At 75.1% G+C, this 23277-nt stretch carries 18 protein-coding genes and 1 pseudogene; 9 read left to right on the top strand and 10 right to left on the bottom strand.

Annotated features, from left to right (window positions below; genetic code table 11):
* Positions 1-9: 9 nt before the first annotated feature.
* From AC5WAM_RS07490 to AC5WAM_RS07480, 3 genes are all read right to left on the bottom strand, one after another.
* On the bottom strand, positions 10-3297 hold the full coding sequence (locus tag AC5WAM_RS07490) for an AfsR/SARP family transcriptional regulator (protein WP_495522052.1): 3288 nt from the start codon (positions 3295-3297) through the stop codon (positions 10-12).
* A 95-nt stretch (positions 3298-3392) separates the two neighbouring features.
* On the bottom strand, positions 3393-3731 hold the full coding sequence (locus AC5WAM_RS07485) for a nuclear transport factor 2-like protein (protein ID WP_138963004.1): 339 nt from the start codon (positions 3729-3731) through the stop codon (positions 3393-3395).
* A 70-nt stretch (positions 3732-3801) separates the two neighbouring features.
* Positions 3802-4227 carry a nuclear transport factor 2 family protein gene (locus tag AC5WAM_RS07480; RefSeq protein ID WP_495522051.1) on the bottom strand — a complete coding sequence of 142 codons (426 nt, stop codon included), beginning with the start codon at positions 4225-4227 and terminating at the stop codon, positions 3802-3804.
* A 376-nt stretch (positions 4228-4603) separates the two neighbouring features.
* Between AC5WAM_RS07480 and AC5WAM_RS07475 the strand changes: the two genes are divergently transcribed.
* Both AC5WAM_RS07475 and AC5WAM_RS07470 read left to right on the top strand, forming a co-directional pair.
* Positions 4604-5143, top strand: coding sequence for a heme-binding beta-barrel domain-containing protein (locus AC5WAM_RS07475; protein ID WP_495522050.1), 540 nt, complete (start codon positions 4604-4606; stop codon positions 5141-5143).
* A 376-nt stretch (positions 5144-5519) separates the two neighbouring features.
* Entirely contained in the window at positions 5520-6005 is a 486-nt protein-coding gene (locus AC5WAM_RS07470; protein ID WP_495522049.1) for a phospholipase, read from the top strand.
* 68 nt (positions 6006-6073) lie between these two features.
* On the opposite strand, the gene AC5WAM_RS07465 is transcribed toward AC5WAM_RS07470, so the two are convergent.
* Positions 6074-7216, bottom strand: a complete 1143-nt coding sequence (locus AC5WAM_RS07465) for an alpha/beta hydrolase family protein (protein ID WP_495522048.1) — start codon at positions 7214-7216, stop codon at positions 6074-6076.
* Positions 7217-7530: 314 nt separating this feature from the next.
* Between AC5WAM_RS07465 and AC5WAM_RS07460 the strand changes: the two genes are divergently transcribed.
* Complete coding sequence (locus tag AC5WAM_RS07460; protein ID WP_495522047.1) at positions 7531-7995, top strand: hypothetical protein; 465 nt, start codon at positions 7531-7533, stop codon at positions 7993-7995.
* 43 nt (positions 7996-8038) lie between these two features.
* Here AC5WAM_RS07460 and AC5WAM_RS07455 read toward each other — a convergent pair whose 3' ends face one another.
* The 4 genes from AC5WAM_RS07455 to AC5WAM_RS07440 form a co-directional block, all read right to left on the bottom strand.
* Positions 8039-9124, bottom strand: coding sequence for a S1 family peptidase (locus AC5WAM_RS07455; RefSeq protein ID WP_366790587.1), 1086 nt, complete (start codon positions 9122-9124; stop codon positions 8039-8041).
* 58 nt (positions 9125-9182) lie between these two features.
* A complete protein-coding gene (locus AC5WAM_RS07450) occupies positions 9183-10181 on the bottom strand; it encodes a TolB family protein (RefSeq protein WP_495522046.1) in 999 nt (332 codons plus the stop codon).
* The gene (locus AC5WAM_RS07445; protein WP_495522045.1) at positions 10181-11428 is read right to left on the bottom strand and encodes an MFS transporter; all 1248 of its coding nucleotides are present in this window, start codon (positions 11426-11428) and stop codon (positions 10181-10183) included. Before AC5WAM_RS07445 ends, AC5WAM_RS07450 begins: the two co-directional genes overlap by 1 nt.
* Before the next feature lie 131 nt (positions 11429-11559).
* Complete coding sequence (locus tag AC5WAM_RS07440; protein WP_495522044.1) at positions 11560-12516, bottom strand: metallophosphoesterase family protein; 957 nt, start codon at positions 12514-12516, stop codon at positions 11560-11562.
* A 193-nt stretch (positions 12517-12709) separates the two neighbouring features.
* Between AC5WAM_RS07440 and AC5WAM_RS07435 the strand changes: the two genes are divergently transcribed.
* Positions 12710-13597: a hypothetical protein gene (locus tag AC5WAM_RS07435; protein WP_366790583.1), complete on the top strand. Its 888-nt coding sequence runs from the start codon at positions 12710-12712 to the stop codon at positions 13595-13597.
* A 207-nt stretch (positions 13598-13804) separates the two neighbouring features.
* Entirely contained in the window at positions 13805-14629 is an 825-nt protein-coding gene (locus AC5WAM_RS07430; protein ID WP_366790582.1) for a S1 family peptidase, read from the top strand.
* 122 nt (positions 14630-14751) lie between these two features.
* On the opposite strand, the gene AC5WAM_RS07425 is transcribed toward AC5WAM_RS07430, so the two are convergent.
* The gene (locus AC5WAM_RS07425; protein WP_366790581.1) at positions 14752-15183 is read right to left on the bottom strand and encodes a VOC family protein; all 432 of its coding nucleotides are present in this window, start codon (positions 15181-15183) and stop codon (positions 14752-14754) included.
* Positions 15184-15482: 299 nt separating this feature from the next.
* On the opposite strand from AC5WAM_RS07425, the gene AC5WAM_RS07420 reads away from it, so the two are divergent.
* The 4 genes and pseudogenes from AC5WAM_RS07420 to AC5WAM_RS07405 all read left to right on the top strand — a co-directional run bounded on the left by AC5WAM_RS07420 (position 15483) and on the right by AC5WAM_RS07405 (position 21059).
* Positions 15483-16505, top strand: coding sequence for an extracellular catalytic domain type 1 short-chain-length polyhydroxyalkanoate depolymerase (locus AC5WAM_RS07420; RefSeq protein WP_495522043.1), 1023 nt, complete (start codon positions 15483-15485; stop codon positions 16503-16505).
* Between the two features lie 113 nt (positions 16506-16618).
* Entirely contained in the window at positions 16619-17416 is a 798-nt protein-coding gene (locus AC5WAM_RS07415; protein ID WP_366790579.1) for a 3-hydroxybutyrate dehydrogenase, read from the top strand.
* 92 nt (positions 17417-17508) lie between these two features.
* Positions 17509-18826, top strand: a pseudogene (locus AC5WAM_RS07410) (MFS transporter); the annotation flags it as partial.
* Positions 18827-19130: 304 nt separating this feature from the next.
* Positions 19131-21059, top strand: coding sequence for a helix-turn-helix domain-containing protein (locus AC5WAM_RS07405; RefSeq protein ID WP_495522042.1), 1929 nt, complete (start codon positions 19131-19133; stop codon positions 21057-21059).
* Here the strand turns inward: AC5WAM_RS07405 and AC5WAM_RS07400 are convergent.
* The gene (locus AC5WAM_RS07400) at positions 21040-23001 is read right to left on the bottom strand and encodes an ABC transporter ATP-binding protein (RefSeq protein WP_366790576.1); all 1962 of its coding nucleotides are present in this window, start codon (positions 22999-23001) and stop codon (positions 21040-21042) included. The genes AC5WAM_RS07405 and AC5WAM_RS07400 overlap by 20 nt on opposite strands.
* Between the last annotated feature and the right edge of the window lie 276 nt (positions 23002-23277).

Genomic DNA, 23277 nt, shown 5'->3' with positions numbered 1-23277 from the left:
GGCTCGCGCTCAGCCCGCTCCGGCCTCCGGGGGGTCCGCCGCCGCAGCCCCGGCGCGCTCCACGGCCGCGGCGACCTCCAGGGCCTCGGCGAGACCGGCCCTGTACCCGGTGGCCCGGTGCAGGCGCGCGGAGCGTTCGACGGCCCGGGCGGCCTTGGTGTGCTGGCCGAGGGCCAGGTGGACACGTGCGAGCTCGGTGAGGGCCGCGCCCTCGGCGAGCCCGAGCCCCGCCTGCCGGGCCGTGCTCAGCGCCCGCCTGGTGCACGCCAGGGCCTCGCGGCTCTCGCCCAGCTGCCGGTGCACGGCGGCGAGGCCCAGGCACGCCTCGGCCTCGGCCCTGCGGCAGCACGCCGCGCGGGCCGCGTCCAGGGCGCGCCGGTGGTGGTCGAGGGCGCTGGGCACGTCGTCCAGGCGCAGCAGCACCGTGCCGATCGTGTTGAGGGCGTCCGGCTCGACCAGGCGGCGGCGGGTGCGGTGGGTGACGCCGAGCGCGTCGATGGCGTACTTGAGCGCGAGCCGCGGGTCGCCGAGGTCGCGGCAGACCACCGCGAGCGCGTTGAGGGCGCCCTCCGCCGCGTACGTGGCGAGCAGCCTGCCGTCCACCGCGAGCGCCCGGGTGAGCAGGCGCTGCGCCTCCTCCAGGGAGCCGAGCGCGTGCTGCACGCTCGCGCGGCCCCACAGCGACAGCATGACGGTGTGCTGGTCCGCGGAGGCCTCGGCGCACGCCCCGGCCTCGGCGAAGTGCCCGCGCGCGGCGTCCAGGCGGCCCTGGTCGAGCCGGGCGCAGCCGAGCAGGAACAGGGCCCAGGCCTCCCCGGCGGGCTGGGCGCCCTCGCGGTAGAGGGCCAGGGCCCGTTCGGCGTCGCGGACCGCCTGCTCCAGGGCGCCCCGCTCGCGGTGGGACGCGGCGAGCCCGAGGACCGCGCCCGCCCGCTCCACGGGCTGCCCGGCCCGCGCGAACAGCTCGTCCGCGGCGGCGCTGTGCTCCAGCGCCTCCTCGTGCCGGGCCAGCTCCCACAGGACGTAGCACAGGCTCCAGTGCATCACCGCCCGCGCGTGGTCGTCGTGCTCGGCCTCGGCCGCCTTGAGGCCCGCGTGCGCGGCCCGCAGCCAGTCGGTGCGTCTGCCGTGCTCCATCAGGTGCCCGTGCACGGCCAGGGCGGACTTCCAGGCGAACGGGCGGGGCCCGTGGCGCACCGCGTGCTGCGCGCAGGCGAGCAGCGCGGGCCGCTCGTCGTCGAGCCAGGCCCGGGCCGCGGCGTCGCTCCTGAAGGCCAGGGGCGCGGTGGGGGAGCCGTCGGGCTCCGGCGGCCGGGCGGCGTACCAGGAGTAGAAGGTGCCGTACAGGCGGCAGGCGGCCTGCTCGGCGGTGCCCAGGTACCAGGTGAGCAGGCGGCCCACGGCGTCGTCGCGCACGGCCGGGGCGTCCTCGGCGGCGGCCCGCTCCCCGGCGAACAGGCGCACCAGGGCGTGCAGATGGAACCGGCCGGGCCGGTGCGTCTCCAGCAGGCTGCGGGCGGTCAGCTGGTCGAGGAGACGGGTGGTCGCGGGCACCGCCGTGCCGGTCAGGGCGGCCGCCGCGGGGACGGACACCTCGGGGCCCGGGGCGAGCGCGAGCAGCCGCAGGGCCTCGCGCTCCGGGGCGGGCAGGGAGCGGTAGGACAGCGCGAGGACGCTGCGCACACCGGTGTGCCGCTCCTGGTCGAGGGCGAGTTCGCCCAGGCGGTCGGCGCGCAGCTGGCCGACGATCCGGGCGATCGGCAGGTGCCGGTCGCCGATGAGGTGGGCCGCGACGATCCGTACGGCCAGCGGCAGCAGGCCGCAGAGCCGGACGGCCTCGGCGGCGGCCTCCGGCTCGCCCCGCACCCGGTCCGCGCCGATGACGCGGCCGAGCAGCGCGAGCGCCTCGTCCTCGGCGAAGACCGCGAGGCTCACCCGGTGGGCGTCGTGGAAGGCGGTCAGGCCCCGCAGGTCGTTGCGGCTGGTGACGACGACGAAGCAGGTCGGCGAGCCGGGCAGCAGCGGCCGCACCTGTTCGAGCCCCGCCGCGTCGTCGAGCAGGATCAGGACGCGCTTGCCCGCCAGGAGCGAGCGGTACAGCGCGGCCTTCTCGTCGGTGCTCTCCGGCAGGTGCCCGGTGCCGACGCCGAGCGCGCGCAGGAGCTGGCCGAGGGCCTCGTCGGCCGTGGTCGGGGGTTCGGCGGCGTGGCCGCGCAGGTTCGCGTAGAGCTGGCCGTCGGGGAAGCGGTCGGCCACCCGGTGCATCCAGTGCACGGCCAGGGCGGTCTTGCCGACGCCGGCCATGCCGGAGACGGAGGAGATCACCAGGGTCTGCCCCGGGCCCGTGTCGTAGCGCGCGAGCAGGGTGTCGAGCTCCCGCAGCTGGTCGGCGCGGCCGGTGAAGCTGGCCACGTCGGGCGGCAGCTGGCGGGGGACCGGACGTGCGGGGGGCGGGGCGGCGGGGGCCGGGGAGCGCTCGGGGGCGAGGGCGGGGTCGCCGACGAGGACGCGCTGGTGCAGCTCCTTGAGCTGGCGGCCCGGTTCGATGCCCACCTCGTCGTCGAGGAGCTGGTAGAACTCCCGGTACGCGGCGAGGGCGTCGGCCTGGCGGCCCGAGCGGTACAGGGCCAGCATCAGCTGGCGGCGCAGCCGCTCGCGCAGCGGGAACTCCCGGACGAGCGGGGTCAGTTCGGCCATCGACGCCTCGTAGCGGCCGAGTTCGATGAGCGCGTCGACGCGGTCCTCGCGGGCCACCAGGCGCAGCTCTTCGAGGCGGTCGGTCTCGGCGAGGGCGAAGCTGCGGTCGCTGACCCCTTCGAGCGCGGGCCCCGTCCACAGGCCCAGGGCCTCGTCGAGGAGGGCGACCACGGCGGCGGCGTCGCCGTCGGCCGCCGCCTTGCGGGCCCGGTCGGTGAGGTGGACGAAGCGCAGCGCGTCGACCTGTTCGTCGGCCACCTGGAGCGTGTAGCTGGTGTTGCTGCGGGCGCCCGCGCTGACCAGGACCTCGAAGCCGGAGGTGGCCCGCCGGCCGGGCTCCAGGATGCGGCGCAGGTGCAGGACGTGGGTGCGCAGCGAACTGACCGCGCCGTCGGGGATCTCGCCCTCCCACAGCAGCTCGGCCAGGCGCGAGGTGCTGACCGGGCCGCGGGCGAGCGCCAGGGCCGCGAGGAGGGCGCGCTGCTGTGGTCCGAGGCCCACGTGGCGGCCCTGGACCTCCACGCTCACCGGGCCCAGGAGCCGGATGCGCACCGACTCCTTCGGCGCCTGCGCCTCCTGGGGCTCCGAGATGCGGCTCACTCGACTCCCTCTGCTTCCCGGTTGGCGGTCCCTGCTCTTGTGGTCGCTTTTCCGCCCCCGTCCGGTTGCCGCCGCGGCCCTGATCGTGTTCCGGCTCAACCGGATCCGGACTCGTCGGGGCCGGTGACGAAGCGCCGGATCACGCCGTCCGACACCGTGAACTCCCAGGCGGTGTCGATGTCGTTCCAGATGTCGTTGTGGAAGCGGGCGCTCACGGACAGGCCGTCGGGCGACTCGCGCACGACCTCCATCCGCGCGTGCGAGGAGAACAGCTCCCGCTCCACCCACGCGTGGAGGTCGCGCTCGGTGCCGACGTCGATCACGGTGGCGTCCTCGGCGAGGACGGTCCAGAGGGCTTGCTGGTCCTGGGCGTTGACCGCGTCGACGAAGGCGCGTACCGCCGGGTGGGAAGGCCTGCCGCTGGAGGAGGTCATCTCCGGTGCTCTCCTGGTGGTTCCTGGTGGTGCCCGACCGGGTCCTGCCGTGGTGCCGCGGGGTGGCCGGTCAGCCGTCGGTGACGGCCCGGTGCAGGGCGTGGGTGTCCTCGAACAGGTGGTAGCGCGCGACCCGGCCGTCGACGACCGTGAGGTGCGCGGCGAACGGCGTGGTCAGCGGCTTGCCGGTGGCTTTGACGGTGTCCCGCAGATGGCCGATGATCACGCCGTGCTCGCCGTCGACGAGGATGTGCGTGACGGTGAACTCCTCCGGTTGCAAATACTCGTGGAGCGTGGTGAAGAAGTGCGTCACGCCCTTGTGTCCGGTGTGGTGCCCCGACCACGGCACCGCGGGGGAGCCGGGGGCGAGGAACTCCGCCGACTCGGCGAACAGCCGCACCGCACCGTCCAGGTCCCGGTCCGCGAGCCGGGCCAGATAGGCGTCGATCACTTCTCTGGTGGCCCGTGCGGACGGCTCGGGGGAGTGCGTCGACATCTCACCAACTCCTCGTCTGTCGCTGACGGCAGGACCGGCCGCACGGCCGGCCCCGCTGCTGGTCGTGGAGTCCCAGTGTGGTGCGCCTGTGGCGGGGAGCGTAAGGCAGTCGCCGGTTTCGCGCCATGAGTTGGCGGTGCACCGTGGGTGGCCCCGCGTGTCAGCAGGTGACGGAGGGGGCCGGGGGCAGGGGGGTACCCCCGTCCGGGGGTGCCGCGCCGGGCGGTCGGCGGGGCCCGCCCGGCGCGCGGCCGACGGGCCGCCGCACCGGCGGACGGGCTGACGGGGATCGCGGGCGCGACGCCCTAGCCTGTGGTCCCGACCTCGCACCGGCCCCCGCACCGGCCCTCGTACCGACCTTGGAGCGCACCCTGCCATGCAGCCCGTACCGGACCTTCCGTTCCCCGACGCCCACCGACCGGACGACGCCCCCGCGCCGCACCCGCTGCTCGCGCCCGTGACGGAGCTGCTCGGCACCTGGCACGGCCTGGGCGACGGCGGATACCCCACGCTCGACGGGGACTTCGCGTACGCGCAGGAAGTCACCTTCCGCCACGACGGCCGGCCCTTCCTGCGCTACGAGGCCCGGGCCTGGATCCTCGACGCCGACGGGGCGCCGCTGCGCCCTGCGGCCCGGGAGAGCGGCTGGTGGCGGCTCCAGGCCGACGGCCACGTCGAGGCGGTCATCTCCCAGCCCACCGGCATCGTGGAGATCGCGACCGGCGTCGCGGCCGACCGCACCGTCGACGTCTCCACCCATCAGGTGGCCCTCACGCCCACCGCCAAACGGGTCGACGCCACCCGCCGCCGCTACGCCCTGGCCGACGACGGCGCGCTCACGTTCACCCACGACCTCGCGGCGGTCGGCCAGCCGCTCCAGCACCACCTCTCGGCCACGCTGCGCCGCGCCCGCTAGCCGCCGAGGACACGGCGGCCACCGTGGACCGGACGGCCGGCGGCGGCCGACGGCGGCCCGGGAGGCGGTGGCCGCCGCTGTCCTGGCCGACGAGACGCCGTGCTCGGAGCGGTGGTGGGGGCGTGCGCGCGGTGTGCGCGCGGTCGTGCCGCGCGCGGGCGGATTCGAGGTTTCAAGCCAACTCCCGTGTCGCATAGCTCAGATGCCGACGCAGCCATTCGGCCATCAGGTCGCAAGGCCCGCGCGGTGCGGACGACCCCTGGCCGTCAGGTCAGGGGCCGTCAATGAGCAGGCGGCACCGCGCGCTCGGGGCGCGGTGCCGTGGCACGCCCCCCACAAGAGGCCCGCCACGGGCCCGCACAGAGGAGGACCCCCCATGCGTCGTCGACTTGCCACCCTGGCCGTGAGCGCCGCCGCCCTCACGCTGGGGGCGGGCCTCGCGGCCGCCCCCGCCTCCGCCGTCCCGGCGGACAAGGCGCAGGTGCTCAGCAGCTGGACACAGACCGACGCGGGCAGCTACAACGCCTGGGCCGCGGCCCGCGCCAACCAGGGCGCGTGGAGCGCCTACCAGTTCAACTGGTCCACGGACTACTGCTCCTCGTCCCCGGACAACCCCTTCGGCTTCCCCTTCCAGACGTCCTGTGCCCGGCACGACTTCGGCTACCGCAACTACAAGGAGATGGGCACCTTCAGCGCCAACAAGGCACGGATCGACAGCGCCTTCTACGCCGACCTGAAGAGAGTCTGCGCGAACTACAGCGGCGCGAAGAAGACCACCTGCGACGCGACGGCCTGGACGTACTACCAGGCCGTCGACAAGCTCGGCAGCGTCGCGCCGACGCACACCAAGTCGGCCGCCTGACCCGCGGGTGAGGGGCGGGGGCCGCGAGATCGGCCCCCGCCCCGGGCGGGCGGCCCCCGCCCCGCCCCCTAGGGCCGGTGGAACCGCACCTCGGGGAAGCGGGCCGAGGGCCCGGCGAGCAGGGGTGCGTCCCGCCCCCGCAGGTGGGTGTCGACGAACGCGGTGACGTACGCGCGCGTGACGGCGTCGGCGCGGTCGCCGTCCAGGCGCTGCTGCGGCAGGCCGAGCCGCTCGCCCAGCGGCGCCAGGTCGGTGAACGAGAGGTGCTCGGTGCCGTCCACGGTCAACCAGCGCTTCCAGCCGGTGAGTTCGGTCCAGGTCTCGTCCCAGGTCCGGTCCGGGCCGCCGGGGACGCGGCTCGGCTTGCCCAGCATCAGCAGCGGCCGGTCGAGGGGCGTGTCGTTGGGGAAGTGGAAGGAGCCGTCCATGTCGACCGCGGCCCGTACGCGGGCGTCGCGCAGCATGGCGGGAACCGTGCTGAAGCCGCCCGCCGAGTGCCCGACCATGGCGACGCGGCCGGGGTCCAGGCGCGGGCCGCCGCGCCACGCCGGGCGCCCGCCGGTGAGTTCGTCGAGGACGAAGGAGACGTCGGCGGCCCGCACCGCGCCCACCTTGGGGTAGTCCCGGTGCGCGCACGCCACGCAGGTCGTCGTGGGCCCGTCTGGGAAGGAGATGCCGTCGGCCTCGTAGTTGTGCCCGATCGCGGCGACGGCGTAGCCGCGGCTCGCCAGCTCCTCGGCGAGGCCCGTCAGGGTGGCCCGGGGCATGCCGAAGCCCGGCGAGAGCACGACCAGGGGCAGACCGCCGCGCGCCCGCACCGGCGCGGCCCGGACGCCGGCATGGGTCACCACCGTGCTCAGGACGTCCCTCGGCACCTGGGGCGGAAGGTCCTCCGCGCCGGCTTCGAGGTACGTCCTCGACTCGTCGGCCGTCATGTACGGGGCGCGCGTGCCCGAGGGCTTCGCGGCCGGGTACCAGACGGAGACCATCAGCTCCCGTCGCTGCCCGGGCACCCACGGGTCCGCCCGGTCCGCGTCCTTGAGGTGCACCGCGGCCATCCCGACCGGCAGCTTTCCCGTGGGCGCGGGCAGCTCCGGCGCGGCCGCGCGCGGCGGTGGCGCCGGGGCTTCGGCGCGGGCCGCCGCCGCGGGGACGGAGACGGTGAGCGCGGCGGCGAGGACCGCGCAGGCGGCGAGGAGCATGCGTCTCATGGAGGACCTTTCGACCGGTGTCCCTTCGCGACAGGAGCGTCGTGAAGCGCTGCCCTCACGCTAGGCACGGGCGGGCGAGCGGCCATCGGCCCCCGGCGGACACTCCCGGTGCCCGGGTACACCCGTGGGGCTACAGCCGGGGGTGACGCCCCGCGGTTCGGGCCCCGACCCCCTGCCCGACCCCTAGGTGGCTCGATCGGCACGGTGACAGGTGCGTAACCCCCTAGAGCCGATGACAAGCCTGGTGACCGCGTGTTTGGGTGGGCCGCCCGTGCACCACAGGCCCCGCGATCCGGGGCGGAGAAGGGGGTTCCATGAAGTTCGCCAAGGTGTCCGCGCGCGTCCTCGCGCCGTCGGCCGGAGCCGCGCTCGCGGCCGTGACCCTGGTGTCGCCCGCGGCGGCCGCGCCCGAGCACTGGGTGGCGGGGGAGGTCCAGTACGCCAACTCCCGGCAGGTGATCACCCCGAACTACGGCACCGAGGGCGCGCGGATCGTGGCCCGCGTGGACTGGGAGGCGGGCAAGGGCGCCGTCTACGGCAACCTGTGGGACATCATGCGGGACGGCAACGACTCCCGCATCGAGGCCGGTTACTCCGTCCTGAGCGGCGGCACCTGGAAGCCGGTCGTCCGCACCCTCAACAGCGTCAAGGACACGAGCGACAGCGGGGTGCACACGAATCTGCACACCGACCCGCGCGTGAAGATCAAGGACCTCAAGATCAGGGCGTGTTCCGTCAACAGCGCGGGCGCCTACGTGTGGTGCGGCGACTGGAAGTAGCCCGGCCGGGGCCCGCGGTGATCCGCGGGCCCCGCCCCCCCCGTCAGCGGATGCCCGCGCCGTACGCGGTGAGGGCCTCGGTGACGGGCTGGAAGTACATCGGCCCCTTGCGGCCGCCGCCGCACCCTATGGTGCCGCCCGAGGTCAGGCCGAGCGCGGTGTCGCCCGCGAACATCGAGCCGCCGCTGTCGCCCCGGTCCGCGCAGACCGCGGCCTTGATGAGGCCCTTGACCGTGCCCTGCTGGAAGTTCACGGTGGCGTCGAGCGCCGTCACCTCGCCGTCGCGCAGCCGCGTGGTCCTGCCGCTGCGCTGGATCTTCTGGCCGACGATCGCCTCGCCCGCCTTGGTGATGGGCTGGGCGGTGCCGTTGTAGAGGTTGACCTCGCTGGGGTGGGCGGTGTTCGCGGTGTAGCGCACCAGGGCGAAGTCGTCGCCGGGGAAGCGCGAGTCCTCCATGGTGCCCACGGCCGAACCGCTCGTCGGGGACCAGGTGGAGCCCGCCCTGCCGCAGTGGCCCGCGGTGAGGAAGTACGGCTTGCCGTCCTTGACGACGTTGAAGCCGAGCGAGCAGCCGCCGCCGCTGCGCCGGATGCCGTCCCCGCCCGCGAGGCTCGGCGCGAGCTCGCCCGGAACGCGGCGCAGCGAGGCCCGGTCGCCGAGCCCGTCCACCACGGCGCGGAGGCGGGCGAGCGCGGCGCCCCTGACCGTGCGGTCGGCGACGACCTCGACCCGGTTGCTCCGGGGGTCGATCGACCACGCGGTGCCCGCGATCGTGGCCCGCCGCTCCAAAACGCGCCGGGCGGCGCCCAGTTCCCGCAGCGAGTGGCGCACGACGCGGGCCCGGGCGCCGTGCTCCTCGGCCTGCCGGGCGGCCGCCCGGTCGAGGACGTCGACGACGAGGGCGCGGTGCGCGGCGTCGTAGTAGCTGCCCGCCGAGCGCGGACCGAGTTCGTCCCGCAGGGCCCCGGCGAGTTCCGCGGCCGCCGGGGCGGCGAGCCGCCGAGGCGCGTTCGCGCCCGCCCGCGGCGAGGCCGTCGCGTGCGGCACCGCCATCGCGGTGCCGAGCAGGGCGGCGGCGCCGAACCCGGCGATCACCGCGCGCCGGAACGGTCGAATAGATCTGAACATGACAATCCTCCGCGTGGGGGTGGGAGTGGCAGGGCAAGGACGGTGGGGGACTGAGGGGTCAGCCGGTGGCCGGGGTCGGGGACGAGCCCGCGGCGAGCCGGCGCGGGCGGCCGGAGCCGTCGGCGGGAACGGTGAAGAGCGTGGGCGTGCCGTCGACCGGACGCGCATAGGCGAGGGTGGCGTCGTCCAGCCACGCGGGCTGGTCGTCCACGTGCGCGGTCTCCGCGAGCGCGACGTCCTCGCGCACGCCCGGGCCGTCCCCGGACCCGCGCGCGGCCGCGCCGCCGCCGAGCCGGAGCACGTGCAGACGCCAACGCCCGTCCTTCGTGCGCTTCTTGTACGCGATGCGTCGGCCGTCCGGCGAGAGGGACGGGCACTCGACGTTGCGGCGGACCGCGGTCAGGGTGCGCCGGACGAGGTCGCCCCGCATCAGCCAGGTGCGGCCCTGGGAGGCCATCGTCGCGTAGAAGGTGCGGTCGTCGGCGGCGAAGGTGACGCCCCAGAAGTTGACGTCCTGCTCCCGGTAGCGCTCGCCGTCGACGAACGGCTCGAAGTCCTCCAGGGAGCCGTAGTGGTGGCCGTCGCGCAGGTCGTAGATGCCCGCCGTGGTGGAGAACCGGCCGGGCACGGCGTACGAGTCGCCGGTGCGGAACACGGTCCAGGTCACCAGCTGCCCGGACGGCGAGACGCGGGCCCTGCTCGGGGCGCCCCACACGGGCAGCGTGACCTCGGGCCCGCGCGCGCCGCCGGTGTACACGCGGACCTGCGCGGACTGCGCGGACAGCGGCCCGGGCCGGGTGCGCACGCAGATCAGGGTGGACCGGGCGGTGGCCGCGCGCTGGCAGGTGGGGCCGTCGCCGACCGCCGCGCCGCGCGGCGTCAGCTGCCGGACCCGGTCGCGGTCGACGTACACCACGGTCCCGTGGCGGTCCAGGCGCAGGCGCAGCCCGTCCGGAGCGGCCGCCCCCTCGCCGCGCCGCCCCAGGACGTACGCGGTGGCCGTCACCAGCAGCACGCCGGTGAGCAGGAAGCCGAGCACGGTCCGTGCGCGCGTCATCACGTCCTCCTTCCGGGCAGGGCCACGGCCACCGCCACGACGACCAGCAGGGATACCGCGAAGGCGGCGAAGGCTGCGGACAGGCCCGCGGTCGCCGCCACCGCCCCGAAGGCCACCGCGCCGCCCGCCCGCGCGAGCGCCTGGGAGGTCTGGACGACCGCGAGCCCGGTCGTCCGCGTCCGCGCCGGGAGCCGGGGCCCGACGTGCGCGATCAGCACGCCGTCGGTGGCGGCGTAGAACAGCCCGTACAAGGCGAGGACCACGACGGCCGTCGCCGCGGCGGCCGGTGCCGCGGCCACGCATCCATAGGCGACGAGCAGCCCCCCGTGCCCGGCGAGGAAGAGCCGCCGACGGCCGACGCGGTCGGCGAGCCGCCCCAGCGGCACCGCCGCCACCGTGAACACCAGCGCCGTCGCCACCGGAAGCAGCGGCAGCGCCCGCGCGGGCAGGTCCATCCGCTGCTGGAGGGCGACATACAGGAACATGTCACCGGCGGTCAGCAGGCCCAGGAGCCCCGAGGTGAGGACCGCCCCGCGGACGTCCCGGGCGCCGAGCGCCGTCAGGCACGCGCGCGTGACCCGTGCCCTGTCCGGAGCGGACGGCACGCGGTCGGGCCGCACGCAGACGCCCAGGAGCACCACCCCGGCCAGGGCGAGGAAGAAGCCCACCACGAAGACCGCGTCGTAGTCGCCGGGGACGGCGAGCAGCACGGCGAAGGCGAGGAGCGGGCCGAGGAGGGCACCCGTCGCGTCCATCGCCCGGTGCGCGCCGAACGCGCGGCCCAGGTGCTCCTCGGGCGTGGCGCCGGTGATGAGCGCGTCACGGGGCGCGGTCCGCAGGCCCTTGCCGGTGCGGTCGGCGGCGAGCAGCAGCCCGACGCCGCCCGCCGACGTGCCGAGCCAGGGCAGGCCGAGCTTGGTGAGGGCGGACAGGCCGTAGCCGACGGCGGCGACGGCCTTGGGACGGCCGAGCCGGTCCGCCGCGTAGCCGCCGACGAGCCGGAGCAGGGCGGTGGCGCCGGTGTAGAGCCCGTCCAGGGCGCCGAGTTGGAGATAGCCGACGCCGATGCCGTACATCAGGTACAGCGGCAGGACCGCGGTGACCATCTCGGCCGACGCGTCGGTGACGAGGCTGACCGCGCCGAGCGTGAGCACGGTGGGGGGCACCCGGGCCCGCGCGCCGTGCGCCCGCGGCAGGTCGGCCCGGGGGCGGGCGCCGTCGGCCGCCCGTGTCTGTGCGAGATACATGGACACACTCCTCACACTCCGCACACGCCAAGAGCTCGGGGGAGCGGAGGGGCGCGGTGGCGTGGGGGTGACCGCGCCCCTCGGCAGGGCGGACCGGAGCCGCCGGATCCGCCCGGTCGGGGACGGCGACGTCAGCGCGCCGCTCCCGACGGTCCCTTGGGGTGGCACGTGCCGGACACGGAGTCGGTGAAGGTGCGCCCGTCGACGGGGCGGAAGGTGAAGGTGTAGCCGGTCGCCGACAGGTCGAACTGCCCCACGCCGAAGGTGCGGTTGTGGAAGACCTCGGAGGGGCCCTTCGACGTGCTGGTCTTCGCGTACAGGGCGCGGCCGCCGGTGCCGATGACGAACTGGCGCAGGCCGTTCGCCTCGTCCTTCCTGCCGTCGGCCATCGCGGGCGCGAACCGCTCGTAGTGGTGGTCGTGCCCGTTCACCACCACGTCCGCCCGGTGGTCCGTGAGGATCTTGTAGTGGCTCGACATCCGGCTCTGGTCGCCGTGGTCGCCGGAGGAGAACCGGGGGTGGTGCCAGTAGGCCAGCGTGCACGGCTTGGTGGAGGCGGACAGGTCCCTGTCCAGCCACTGGCGCTGGGCGGTGTCGGCGGACGAGCCGAGGTTGGAGTTGAGCGCGACCAGGTGCCAGTCGCCGACGTCGAAGCTGTAGTAGCCCTTGCCGCGCTCGCCGACCGTGACGCCGTTGCCGCTGAAGTAGTCGAAGTAGCCCTTGGCGCCACTGGTCTTGTACTCGTGGTTGCCGGGCGACGGGTGCACGATCGCGTTGAACCCGCCCCAGTAGGGGGCGTAGCGCTGGCGGTAGTCCGAGGCCGATCCGGCGTCGTACGCGTTGTCGCCCGCGGTCAGCAGCGCCCGCGGGTTCATCTTCGTGATCAGCGGTGCGGTCTGGTCGCAGGCGGAGCCGCAGATGTCGCCCGCCACCGCGACGGTGACGGCGCCGGACGTCTCGCGCCCCGCGCCCTCGCCGTCGGGGTGGAGCGGGGCCGAGACGGCGAGGCCGCCGCCGAGCCCGGCCACCGCGACGACGCCGAACACGGTGCTCCAGACGGCTCTGCTGCCGGGTTTCACGTGGTTCATCAGAGGTCCCTCCGTGGGGGATGCGCGGGCTCGCTGCGCCGATGACGCCCGCGAGGAAGCTCGGGACAGGTGGGGGAAGAGGCTCCGGAAGAAGCCGCTGCCCGGTAAGGAACCACGGCCGCCGGAAAGCGCCCAGGAATATCCCGCACCGGACTGGATAACTCCGGACGGGCCGGGGATAGCATGCGGCGCCATGGAATTCAGCCGGACTCTCGGGAATGCCCTCGCCGCGCGCGGGCTTAGTCTGGACCAGCTCGCCAGGGAATTGCGGACGCGGGGAACACCGGTCAGCACCAGCACGCTCAGCGCGTGGCAGACCGGGCAGAGCCGCCCCGAAAGGGCCGCCTCGCTCGCCGCCGTCACGGTCCTGGAAGAGGTCCTCGCCCTGCCGCCCGGGCGGCTGCGCGCCGCGCTGCCCCCGCGCAGGCCGCGCGGGCGGCCCCCGGTGGCGGCCGAGACGGCGGCCGCCCTGCGCGGCCAGTGGGGCGACCAGGCCGACGCCGTGCTGCGCGCCCTGACCAAGCTCGACGCCGACTGGATCGACCTGGCCGTGCCCCGGCCGCTGTCGTACCGCGTCCGCACGCACATCGGGGCCGAGGGCCAGGAGCTGGTGATGCACGTCAGTCGCGTCCTGGCCGGGGGCTCCGCGGGCGCGACCCGGATGATCTACGTGACGCGCTACGCCCGGCTGCCGCAGGCCCCGCGCGTCCGGCTGACCCGGGGCTGTCGCCTGGGCCGGTTCCGCGGGGACCCGGAGTCGGGCGTGAGCGCCTTCGAGTTCCTGCTCGACCCGCCGCTGCGCGCGGGGGGCCTGGCCCTGACGGAGTTCGGCATCGCCTTTCCACCGCGGCAGACGGACCGATTCACCAAGATTCGCGCCCATCGGGGTACGCGGGACGTGGTCCTGGAGGCCGTCTTCGACGACGGATACCGACCGGCGCGCTGCCGGGCCTTCTTCCAGGAATCCGAGAGCTCCGCGCAGAAGATCCTGCGCGAGCTGTCCGGCGGCGAGGCCCAGGGGCACTTCCAGTACATCGAATTCAATCCGACGCCGGGAATCTACGGAATTCTCTGGGAATAGCGGAACGCGCCGTAGGGGGGGTTCTCCCTACCTCATGTCGGCCGGGTGGCCCGAGCCCGCGGGGACCCGGTGGCCCGACCCGATATGGGCCCGCTGGCCGGATGGATCAGTTCCACTTGATCGCGGAGGCTGAGCACGTCGCACTGTTCGACCGAACGCCGCGGCATCTCGACCGCAGTTCGTGATGTTCGACCACTAGGAGACCCTGTGTTCAGCCTCAAGTCCTCGCGCCGCACCGTGGCGCGCACCGCAGCGGTGGCCCTGGCCGGAGCGGCGTGCGCCGCCATGATGTCCGGCAGCGCCGAAGCCATCGTCAACGGCAAGGACTCCACCCAGCGTTACCCGGCCATGGTGTCGATCCCGGTGACGGGCGTGGACGACCCCACCTTCAAGGGCGTCTGCGGGGGATCCCTGATCGACTCGAAGTGGGTGCTCACGGCCGCCCACTGCGTGGACCCGACGCTGGTGACCCTGGACGGCACCGTCCGGGTCGGCAGCGAGTGGAAGAAGTCCGGAGGCACGGTCCGCAACGTCGTGAAGACGGTGTCCCACCCGGGCTACAAGAACGGCGAGGGCGCGGGGCCCAACCGCAACGACGTCGCCCTGATCCGCCTGGACCGCTCGGTCGCGGAGAAGCCGATCCGCATCGCCGACAAGCCGGGGAAGCCCGGTACCCCGACGCGGCTCCTGGGCTTCGGCACCGTCGTCGAATCCCCCGACCCCACCAAGTGGGTCTTCCCGAACCGGCTCCAGGAGCTCGACACGCGCCGGGGAGCGGTCTCCGAGTGCGCGCCGGGTTACGCGGACAAGACCCGTCTGTGCACGATCAGCCAGGTGCCGAAGGCCATGGCGTGCAACGGCGACTCCGGCGGCCCGCAGCTCCAGCGGGACCGCAAGGGACGCTGGGAGCTCATCGGCGTCACCTCGGGCCCCGGCGCCCCGGGCGTGCCGTGCAGCGAGGGCCCGGGGCTCTACACCAGCGCACCCGCCTACGCGGGCTGGATCCACAAGGCGATGGGCCGCAACGGCTGATCCGCAACGGCTGATCCACGAGAGCTGATCGGTCACCGCTGATCCGCCACGGCTGCTCCGGAACGGCTGATCCGGGGCAGCCGACGCGGCGCGCGACGGGATCCGGCGCCCGCCGCGGCCCGTCACACGGCGAAGACCTGCGCGTCGTCCGCGAACGCCTTGAACTCCAGGGCGTTCCCGGCCGGGTCCAGCAGGAACATCGTCCACTGCTCGCCCTTCTGCCCCGCGAAGCGGACGTAGGGCTCGACCACGAAGTCGGTGCCCGCCGCGCGCAGCCGCTCGGCCAGCGCGTGGAACGCCGGGACGCTCAGGAGCAGGCCGAAGTGCGGCACCGGCACGGCGTGGCCGTCGACCGGGTTGTGTATGCGCGGCGCGCGCTCCGGCGCGAGGTGCGTGACGAACTGGTGCCCGTGCAGGTTCCAGTCGACCCAGGTGTCCGAGCTGCGGCCCTGCTCCAGACCGAGCACGCCGCCGTAGAAGCGCCTGGCGGCCTCCAAGTCGTCGACCGGCATGGCCAGGTGGAACCGCGGGACGGGGGAGTCGAGGTCGGTCATGGGGCTGCCCTTCAGGAGTGTTCCGGTGTTACGGGGCTGACGCTGGGACACTTCCTTCCCAGGAGCGCGCCTGCGAACCCCCCGCCGAGCGTGCCTGCGCCCGCGCCGAGTGCGCCTGCGCCCCCCGCCGAGCATGCCCCCCGCCGAGCGCGTCTGCGCCCCCCGGCCGAGCGCGCCTGCGAACCCCCGCCCCGTGCCGACCTCCACCCCACCCCCGCGCCAACCCCCACCCACCGCGCACGAGTTGTGGTCCCGCGCCCCATGGGCCGGGCCCCCTCCCGCTCCTACAGTCCGCGCGTATGACCGAGACCCGAGCCGCACCGCACGACCGCCGCAGGGCCGCCGCAGCCGCCCTGACCGCCGCCCTCCTCCTCGTCCTGGCCCTGCTGCCGGGTGTCCCACCCGCCGTCGCCGCGCCGCAGCGCAGCGGTGCCGCGGCCCTCAAGGAAGTCACCGGGTTCGGCACCAACCCGGGCCTGTTGCGGATGTTCCGCTACGTCCCCGACGGGCTGCCCGCAGGACGGCCCGTGGTCGTCGTGCTGCACGGGTGCACCCAGAACGCCGCCGGGTACGGCACCGGCAGCGGCTGGACCGAGCTCGCCGACCGGTGGGGGTTCTCCCTCGTGCTGCCGCAGCAGCAGCCCGTGAACAACCTCTCCTCGTGCTTCAACTGGTTCCAGGCCCCCGACATCGCGCGCGGCCAGGGCGAGGCCGCGTCCGTCGCGCAGATGGTCGACCGGCACCTCGCCGACGTCGCGGGCGACTCCCGGCGCGTGTACGTCACCGGGCTCTCCGCGGGCGGCGCGATGACCGCGGTGATGATGGCCGCGTACCCGGAGCGGTTCGCGGCGGGCGGCGTCGTCGCGGGTCTCCCCTACGGCTGCGCCCAGGCCGCCGCCTCGCCCTGGGTGTGCATGAGCTCCGGCGGCGGGCTCGGCCCGAAGCAGTGGGGCGACCGCGTACGGGCCGCGCGGCCCGGCTACGGCGGCCCCTGGCCCGCGCTCACCGTGCTGCACGGCACCGCCGACCAGAAGGTGAACGCCGTCAACATGACCGACCTCGTGGAGCAGTGGACCGACGTGCACGGGGCCGACCGGACGGCCGACGTCAGCGACACCGTCGCGGGCTATCCGCACCAGGTCTTCCGCGGGCCGGACGGCGCCCCCGCCGTGGAGACGTACAGCATCACCGGCATGGGGCACGGCCAGCCCGTCGACCCCGGCACGGGCAGCGAGCAGTGCGGCACGGCCGGGGCCAACCTCCTGGACGTCGGCCTCTGCGCGGCCCACCGCCTCGGCCGCGCCTGGGGCCTCGACACCTGACCCGGTCCCCGCGGCCGCGGGCGGAGTCATGGGGTCAGCCACCACAGGGCCGGTGGGGACTGTGGTGGTCGACCCCATGGGCGAGCCTCCGCGCCGACCCTAGGTTTCCGGCTATGAACAGCGGACCTCACCCAGACTCCGCCGCCCGCCGGGCCGCTTCGGCGGCCGTGGACCTGCGCGGCCGCACCGCCCTGGTCACCGGCGGCGGCAGCGGCATCGGCCGCGCCTGCGCGACGGCCCTCGCGGCGGCGGGCGCCGACACGCACGTCGTGGACATCGACGCGGCGGCCGCGAAGGCCGTCGCCGACGCCGTCGGCGGCCACGCGCACACCGCGGACCTCGCCGACGCGGAGGCGATCGCGGCGCTGCCCACCGCCGTGGACATCCTCGTGAACAGCGCCGGGCTCCAGCACGTCGCCCCGCTCACCGAGTTCCCGCCCGCGCGGTTCACGCTCGTCCAACAGGTCATGGTCACCGCCCCGTTCCTGCTCCTGCGGCAGACCCTGCCGCACATGTACGCGCGGCGCTGGGGCCGCGCCGTCCACATCTCCAGCGTCCACGGCCGGCGCGCGAGCGCCTTCAAGAGCGCCTACGTCGCCGCCAAGCACGGCCTCGAAGGCCTCAGCAAGGTCGCCGCCGTCGAGGGCGCCCCGTACGGCGTCACCAGCAACTGCGTCAGCCCCGGCTACGTCCGCACCCCCCTCGTCGAGGGCCAGATCCAGGACCAGGCCGCCGCCCACCGCGTCAGCGACGACGCCGTGGTCAGCGACGTGCTCCTGGCCCGCTCCCCGATGAAGCGGCTCATCGAGCCCGAGGAGGTCGCCGCGGCCGTCCTGTGGCTGTGCGGCCCGCACTCCGGCTTCGTCACCGGGACCTCCCTGCCGCTGGACGGCGGCTGGACCGCGACCTGACCGAACGCCCCGCACTCCGCGGGCTCCCCGCACCCCAGCGCCCCGCACGACCCACCCGGACACGTCCCCGTCGCACACCTGGAAGTGGCGCCATGGCCTCCCTGCCCAGCACCCCGCCCCCGCGCACGAGCCTGCCCCGCGTCGTCGCCGCGAGCCTGGTCGGCACCACCATCGAGTGGTACGACTTCTTCCTCTACGGCTCCGCCGCCGCGCTCGTGTTCAACGACCTGTTCTTTCCCACCACCGACCCGCTCACCGGCACCCTCCTCGCCTTCATCACGTACGCCATCGGCTTCCTCGCCCGGCCGCTCGGCGGCGTCGTGTTCGGGCACTTCGGCGACAAGGTGGGGCGCAAGAAGCTGCTCGTCCTGAGCCTGCTCCTGATGGGCGGCGCCACCTTCGCCATGGGCCTGCTGCCCACGTACTCGGCCATCGGGGTCGGCGCCCCCGTCCTGCTCACCGTGTTGCGGCTCGTCCAGGGCTTCGCGCTCGGCGGCGAGTGGGGCGGCGCCGTCCTGCTCGTCTCCGAGCACGGGGGCGCCGCGCACCGCGGGTTCTGGGCGGCCTGGCCGCAGTCGGGCGCCCCCGGCGGCAATCTGCTCGCCACCGGGGTGCTCGCGCTGCTCGCCGCCGTGCAGTCCGAGGCCGCCTTCACCTCCTGGGGCTGGCGCATCCCGTTCCTGCTGTCGGGCGTCCTGGTGATGGTCGGCCTGTGGATCCGGATCTCCGTCAGCGAGTCACCGCTGTTCCTCGAAGCGCGCGCCAAGGCCGAGGCCGCCGCCGCGCGCGGGGCCAAGGAGGACACGCCCGTCGTCGAGGTGTTCCGCACCAACTGGCGGCAGGTCCTCACCGCCATCGGCACCCGCTTCGGCGAGAACATCTCGTACTACGTCCTCACCTCCTTCGTGCTCGTCTACGTCACCAAGCACCTGGACCTGCCCAAGTCCACCGCCCTGAACGCCGTCCTCATCGGCTCCGCCGTGCACTTCGCCGCCATCCCCGCCTGGGGCGCGCTGTCCGACCGGATCGGGCGGCGGCCGGTGACGCTCATCGGGTCGGTGGGCATGGCGCTGTGGGCCTTCGCCTTCTTCGCGCTCGTCGACTCCGCGTCGTTCGCCGTGATCGCGGCGGCCGTGACCGTGGGGCTGCTCCTGCACGGCGCCATGTACGGGCCGCAGGCCGCGTTCATCTCCGAGATGTTCGACACCAGGGTGCGCTACTCCGGCGCCTCGATGGGCTCGCAGCTCGCCTCCATCGTCGCGGGCGCGCTCGCGCCGATCATCGCGGTGGAACTCCTGAAGGAGTACGACTCGTCGGCGCCCGTCGCGCTGTACCTGTGCCTGGCCGCCGTGGTCACCACCGTGACGGTGGCCCTCGCCCGCGAGACCCGGGGACGGGACCTCGGCCGCGCGGAGACGGACGCGCAGGCGGAGCCGGACGTACGAGGAGGGCCGGATGTACGAGGCGAGGCGGACGTACGAGGCGAGGCGGACGGGCAAGGAGAGCCGGACCGGCAAGGAGAGCCGGACGGACCGGGAGAGTCGAAGGCGCCGGGAGAGCCGGACGGGTCCGGGCGGCCGGGCGCGCGGGCGGAGCCGGACGCGCGCGGGCAGGCCGCGGGCGCCCCCACGCCGGTACGCTCCGGCGACCCCTCCTGAAGCGACCCGCCGCCGAGGTCGTGGAGACCCACCGCACGTCGGAAGGCAGCCGCCCCATGGCATCCGCCCACGCCCGCCCCGGCACCCGCACCGCCCCCGCCCCGGACGCCGCCGCGGCCCTGCGGGAACTCATCGACCTGCTCGGCCGGCACGCCCCGGCCGAGCAGTTCGCCCGCCCGGCGGCCGCGGCCCGGGCGGCCGGGGCGGACCGGGCGCAGCTCGCCCTGATCGAGGAGGCCGCCGACGCGGCCCTCGCCGTCCGCCGCACCCTCGACCAGCACCGCCGCCGCGAGGCCGAGCTGTCCGCGCTCTTCGACACCGCGGGCGACCTGGCCGCCCTCACCGACCTGGACGCGGTGCTCCGCGCCATCGTGCGCAGGGCCCGGCTGCTGCTGGGCACCGACGTCGCGTATCTGACCCTCAACGACCCCGCCGCGGGCGACACGTTCATGCGCGTCACCGACGGCTGCGCCTCCGCGACCTTCCAGCAGCTGCGGCTCGGCATGGGCGAGGGCCTCGGCGGGCTCGTCGCCCAGACCGCCCGGCCCTACGCCAGCGCCGACTACCGCGTCGACACCCGCTTCCAGCACACCCGCGCCATCGACACGGGCGTCGGCGAGGAGGGCCTGCGCGGCATCCTCGGCGTGCCGCTGCGCGTGGGCAGCCGCGTCATCGGCGTCCTGTACGCCGCCGACCGCAGCCCCCGCGACTTCGCCCCCGACCAGATCGCGCTGCTCGCCTCGCTCGCCGACCACGCCGCCGTGGCCATCGACGGCGCCCGCCTCCTGGAGGAGACCCGCGCCGCGCTCGTGGAGCTGAACACCGCGACGGCCACCGCGCACGCGCAGAGCGAGGCGCTGCGCCGCGCCGCCGAGACCCACGACCGGCTCACCGACATCGTGCTGCGCGGCGGCGACGTGGCCGACGTCGCCGAAGAGATCGCCGCGCTCCTCGACGGCGGCCTGGTCATCCAGGACGCCGACGGCACCGAACTGGCCCGCGTGGGCGCCGACGCGCCGTGCCCGCCCGGGCGCGGCGTCGCCGCGTCCCGCTCCGGCGGCCGGGCCGTGCACGTCGACGGGGTCTGGGTCTCCGCCGTGCTCGCCGGGCCCGAACTCCTCGGCAGCATCGCGCTCGGCGGCCGCCCCGACCTGACCGACAGCGACCGGCGCCTGTTCGAGCGCGCCAGCCTCGACACGGCGCTGCTGCTCCTGCTGCGCCGCACGGTGGCCGAGGCCGAGGACCGGGTGCGCGGCGAACTCCTCGACGACCTGCTCACCGCCGCGCACACCAGTGACCCGCGCCGCGCCGAACGGCTCGCCCTGCGCGCCCGCCGCCTCGGCGTGGACCTCACCGAGCCCACCGCCGTGCTCGTCCTGCGCGGCGAACCGGACCTGCGCGGCCGCCTGGCCGCCCGCGCGATACGCCACGCCCGCGCCCTGCGCGGCCTCGCGGGCCCGCAGGGCGGTCACGTCGTGCTGCTCGCCCCCACCGCCGCGCCGGGCCCGCTCGCCGAGCGCCTCGCCGCCGAACTCGGCGAGGCGCTCGGCGCCCCGGTGACCGTCGGCGCCGCGGGCCCCGCCACCGGACCCGCGCAGCTGCCCGCCGCCCACGCGGAGGCCCGGCGCTGTCTGCGGGCCCTGACCGTCCTCGGCCGCGCGGGCGAGGGCGCGAGCCTGCCGGACCTCGGCTTCGTCGGGGTGCTGCTCGGCGACCGTACGGACGTCGCCGGATACGTGGAGCGCGTCCTCGGGCCCGTCCTCGCCTACGACGCCCGGCGCGGCACCGACCTCGTCCGCACCCTGGAGGCCTACTTCGACCAGGGCGGGAGCCCGGCCCGCGCCAAGGACGTGCTGCACGTCCACGTGAACACCGTCGTGCAGCGCCTGGAGCGCACCGCCCGGCTCCTCGGCGCCGACTGGAACACCCCCGCCCGCGCCCTGGAGCTCCAACTCGCCCTGCGCCTCAACCGCCTGAGCCGCTAGCCGGGGCCCCGTCCGGCCTGGCCGCGCGGTCCCTGCGCGGCTGCGCGGGCACGCCGTCCAGGGTGCCCGCGGGCAGCGGTTCCTCCGGGCACCCCGGGCCGGTGCCGACGGGGTCCGTGCGGTACTGGTGCGACTGGAGCTCGAACAGCCGCCGGAAGACGCCCGGCCCCTCGGTGGCCATGAGCGTGGCGAAGTCGCCGTGCTCGACGAGTCTGCCCTCGGCCAGGACGAAGATGACGTCGGCCTCTTTGACGCTGTGCAGCCGGTGCGTGACCAGGACGATCGTCTGGTCCGCCGAGGCCAGGGCGCGGATCTTGTCGAACGCGTCGATCTCCGCGGCCGGGTCCATGCTGCTGGTGGGCTCGTCGCAGATGAGGACGGCCGCGTCCCGGAAGTAGGCGCGGGCCAGGGCGATGCGCTGCCACTGCCCGCCGGAGAGGTCGACGCCGCCCTCGTAGCCCTTCTCGCACAAGGTGTCCCAGCCGTGCGGGAGTTCGTCGAGGACGCGGTGCGCGTCGGCGTACGCGGCCGCCGCGTCCAGGCGGCCGGAGTCGTGGAACTCGGCCGGGCGGCTGATCGCCACGTTCGCGCGGGCCGTGAACGGCCACCGCTGGAAGTCCTGCGGCACCAGCGCCACGTGCCCGAACACGTCGTCGCGCGCCAGTGCGCGCAGATCGGTGCCGTCCCACGAGACGGTGCCCGCGGACGGCAGGTACAGGCCCGCGAGGAGCTTGCTCAGGGTCGTCTTGCCGGAGCCGTTCGCCCCGACCAGGGCGATCACCTGGCCCCTGCGGACGGTGAGGGACACGCCGTCGAGGGCGTTCCGCTCACGGCCGGGGTAGCGGAACGTCACCCGGTCGAAGGTGATCTCGGCGGGCGGCTCGGGCACCGCGGCGCCCGTGGCCGGGATGGCCCGCCGCCTGGCCTCCTCGCGGGCCCGGATGAGGTCCGTCATGAACAGGCTCTGCTCGTAGAGGTGATGGATGTTCGTCACCAGGCGCCGCAGCCCCGCCGTGCCGCTGGTCAGCGCGAGCACGGCCGTCGCCCCCGAGGCGAGGGGCATGTGGCCGTGCGTCAGGAGCCAGGCGAGCAGGGCGTACGTCGTCGCCGCCGTCAGTCCGGACAGGGCCGACGTGCCGAGGTCGGTCCTGGCCTCCAGCTGCGCCAGGCGCGTCTGCTCGTCCGAGGCCTGGGCCGCCATCTGGTCGAACTGGTCGAGGAGGAAGGGCCCCGCGCCGTGCACCCGGAGCTCGGGCGCCGCGTCCTGCGAGATCAGCAGCCTGCGCAGGGCGCCCAGTTGCCGCACGTGCTCCAGCCACACCTGCACCGACTCGTACGTCCGGCGCGCCGCCCGGACCGTGCCCCACGCCTTCGGCACGACCACGGCGACGAGCAGCGGAAGCAGCGCCGGGTGCAGCACGGCGAGGACTCCGCTGACGGCGAGGAGCGCCATCGCGGCCTCGACGATGCCGAGGGTGTGCTCGATGAGGCGGCGCGCCGCGGTCTGGCCGTGCTGCCCGGAGTCGAGGGCCGCGTGGAAGTCGGCGCGCTCCATGTGCTCCATCTCGACCCGGATGACGTGCTTGAGCATGGACAGGGCCGCGATGCGCTCCACCTTGGGCCCGAGTCTGCCCGAGGCCGCGAAGGACACGGCCCGCAGCGTCGCCGCGAGGGCGCTGGCGGCGGCGACCCCCAGCAGGGACGGCAGCGCGTCCTGCACCCGGTCGGCCGTCGGGCCCGCCGCGAACAGGGACACCAGGACGCGGTTGGTGGCCAGCAGGCCGAACGCGGTGGCGGCGGCCTGGCCCAGCTGTGCCACCGCGACCACCACCAGGGCGAGCGGATCGGCCCGCCAGCCGAGGACGGCGGTGTGCCCGATGAGCGTGGGGATCTGCCGCAGGATGGTGAAGAACGACGTCCTCAGCTGCGCACCCTCGTGCACGGTCCATCCCCACGCACTGCGCAACCGCCCCCCGAAGAGGAGCTGTTCGGGCGGTGCGTGCGCGGGCGGCGGGGTGAGGCCCTCGCCCTCCCGGCCGCGCCGCCGCTTCCGTGCGCGGGCTCGCGCTGGATGGTGCTGCCGCACATTGCCTCCCCGGTGTCCGTGGTCCCGTTGGGTGCTGGGACCACCTTCCCCGGGGAGCGGCCCCGGCGGGGTACTGCGGGCGCAATCTGCGCGGGATGGGGTGAAATCGGCCTGGAATGGCGGTGGTGGGGC

The sequence above is a fragment of the Streptomyces sp. JLYT201 genome (assembly GCF_059448825.1).
This window is presented reverse-complemented; position numbering and strand designations above follow the sequence as displayed.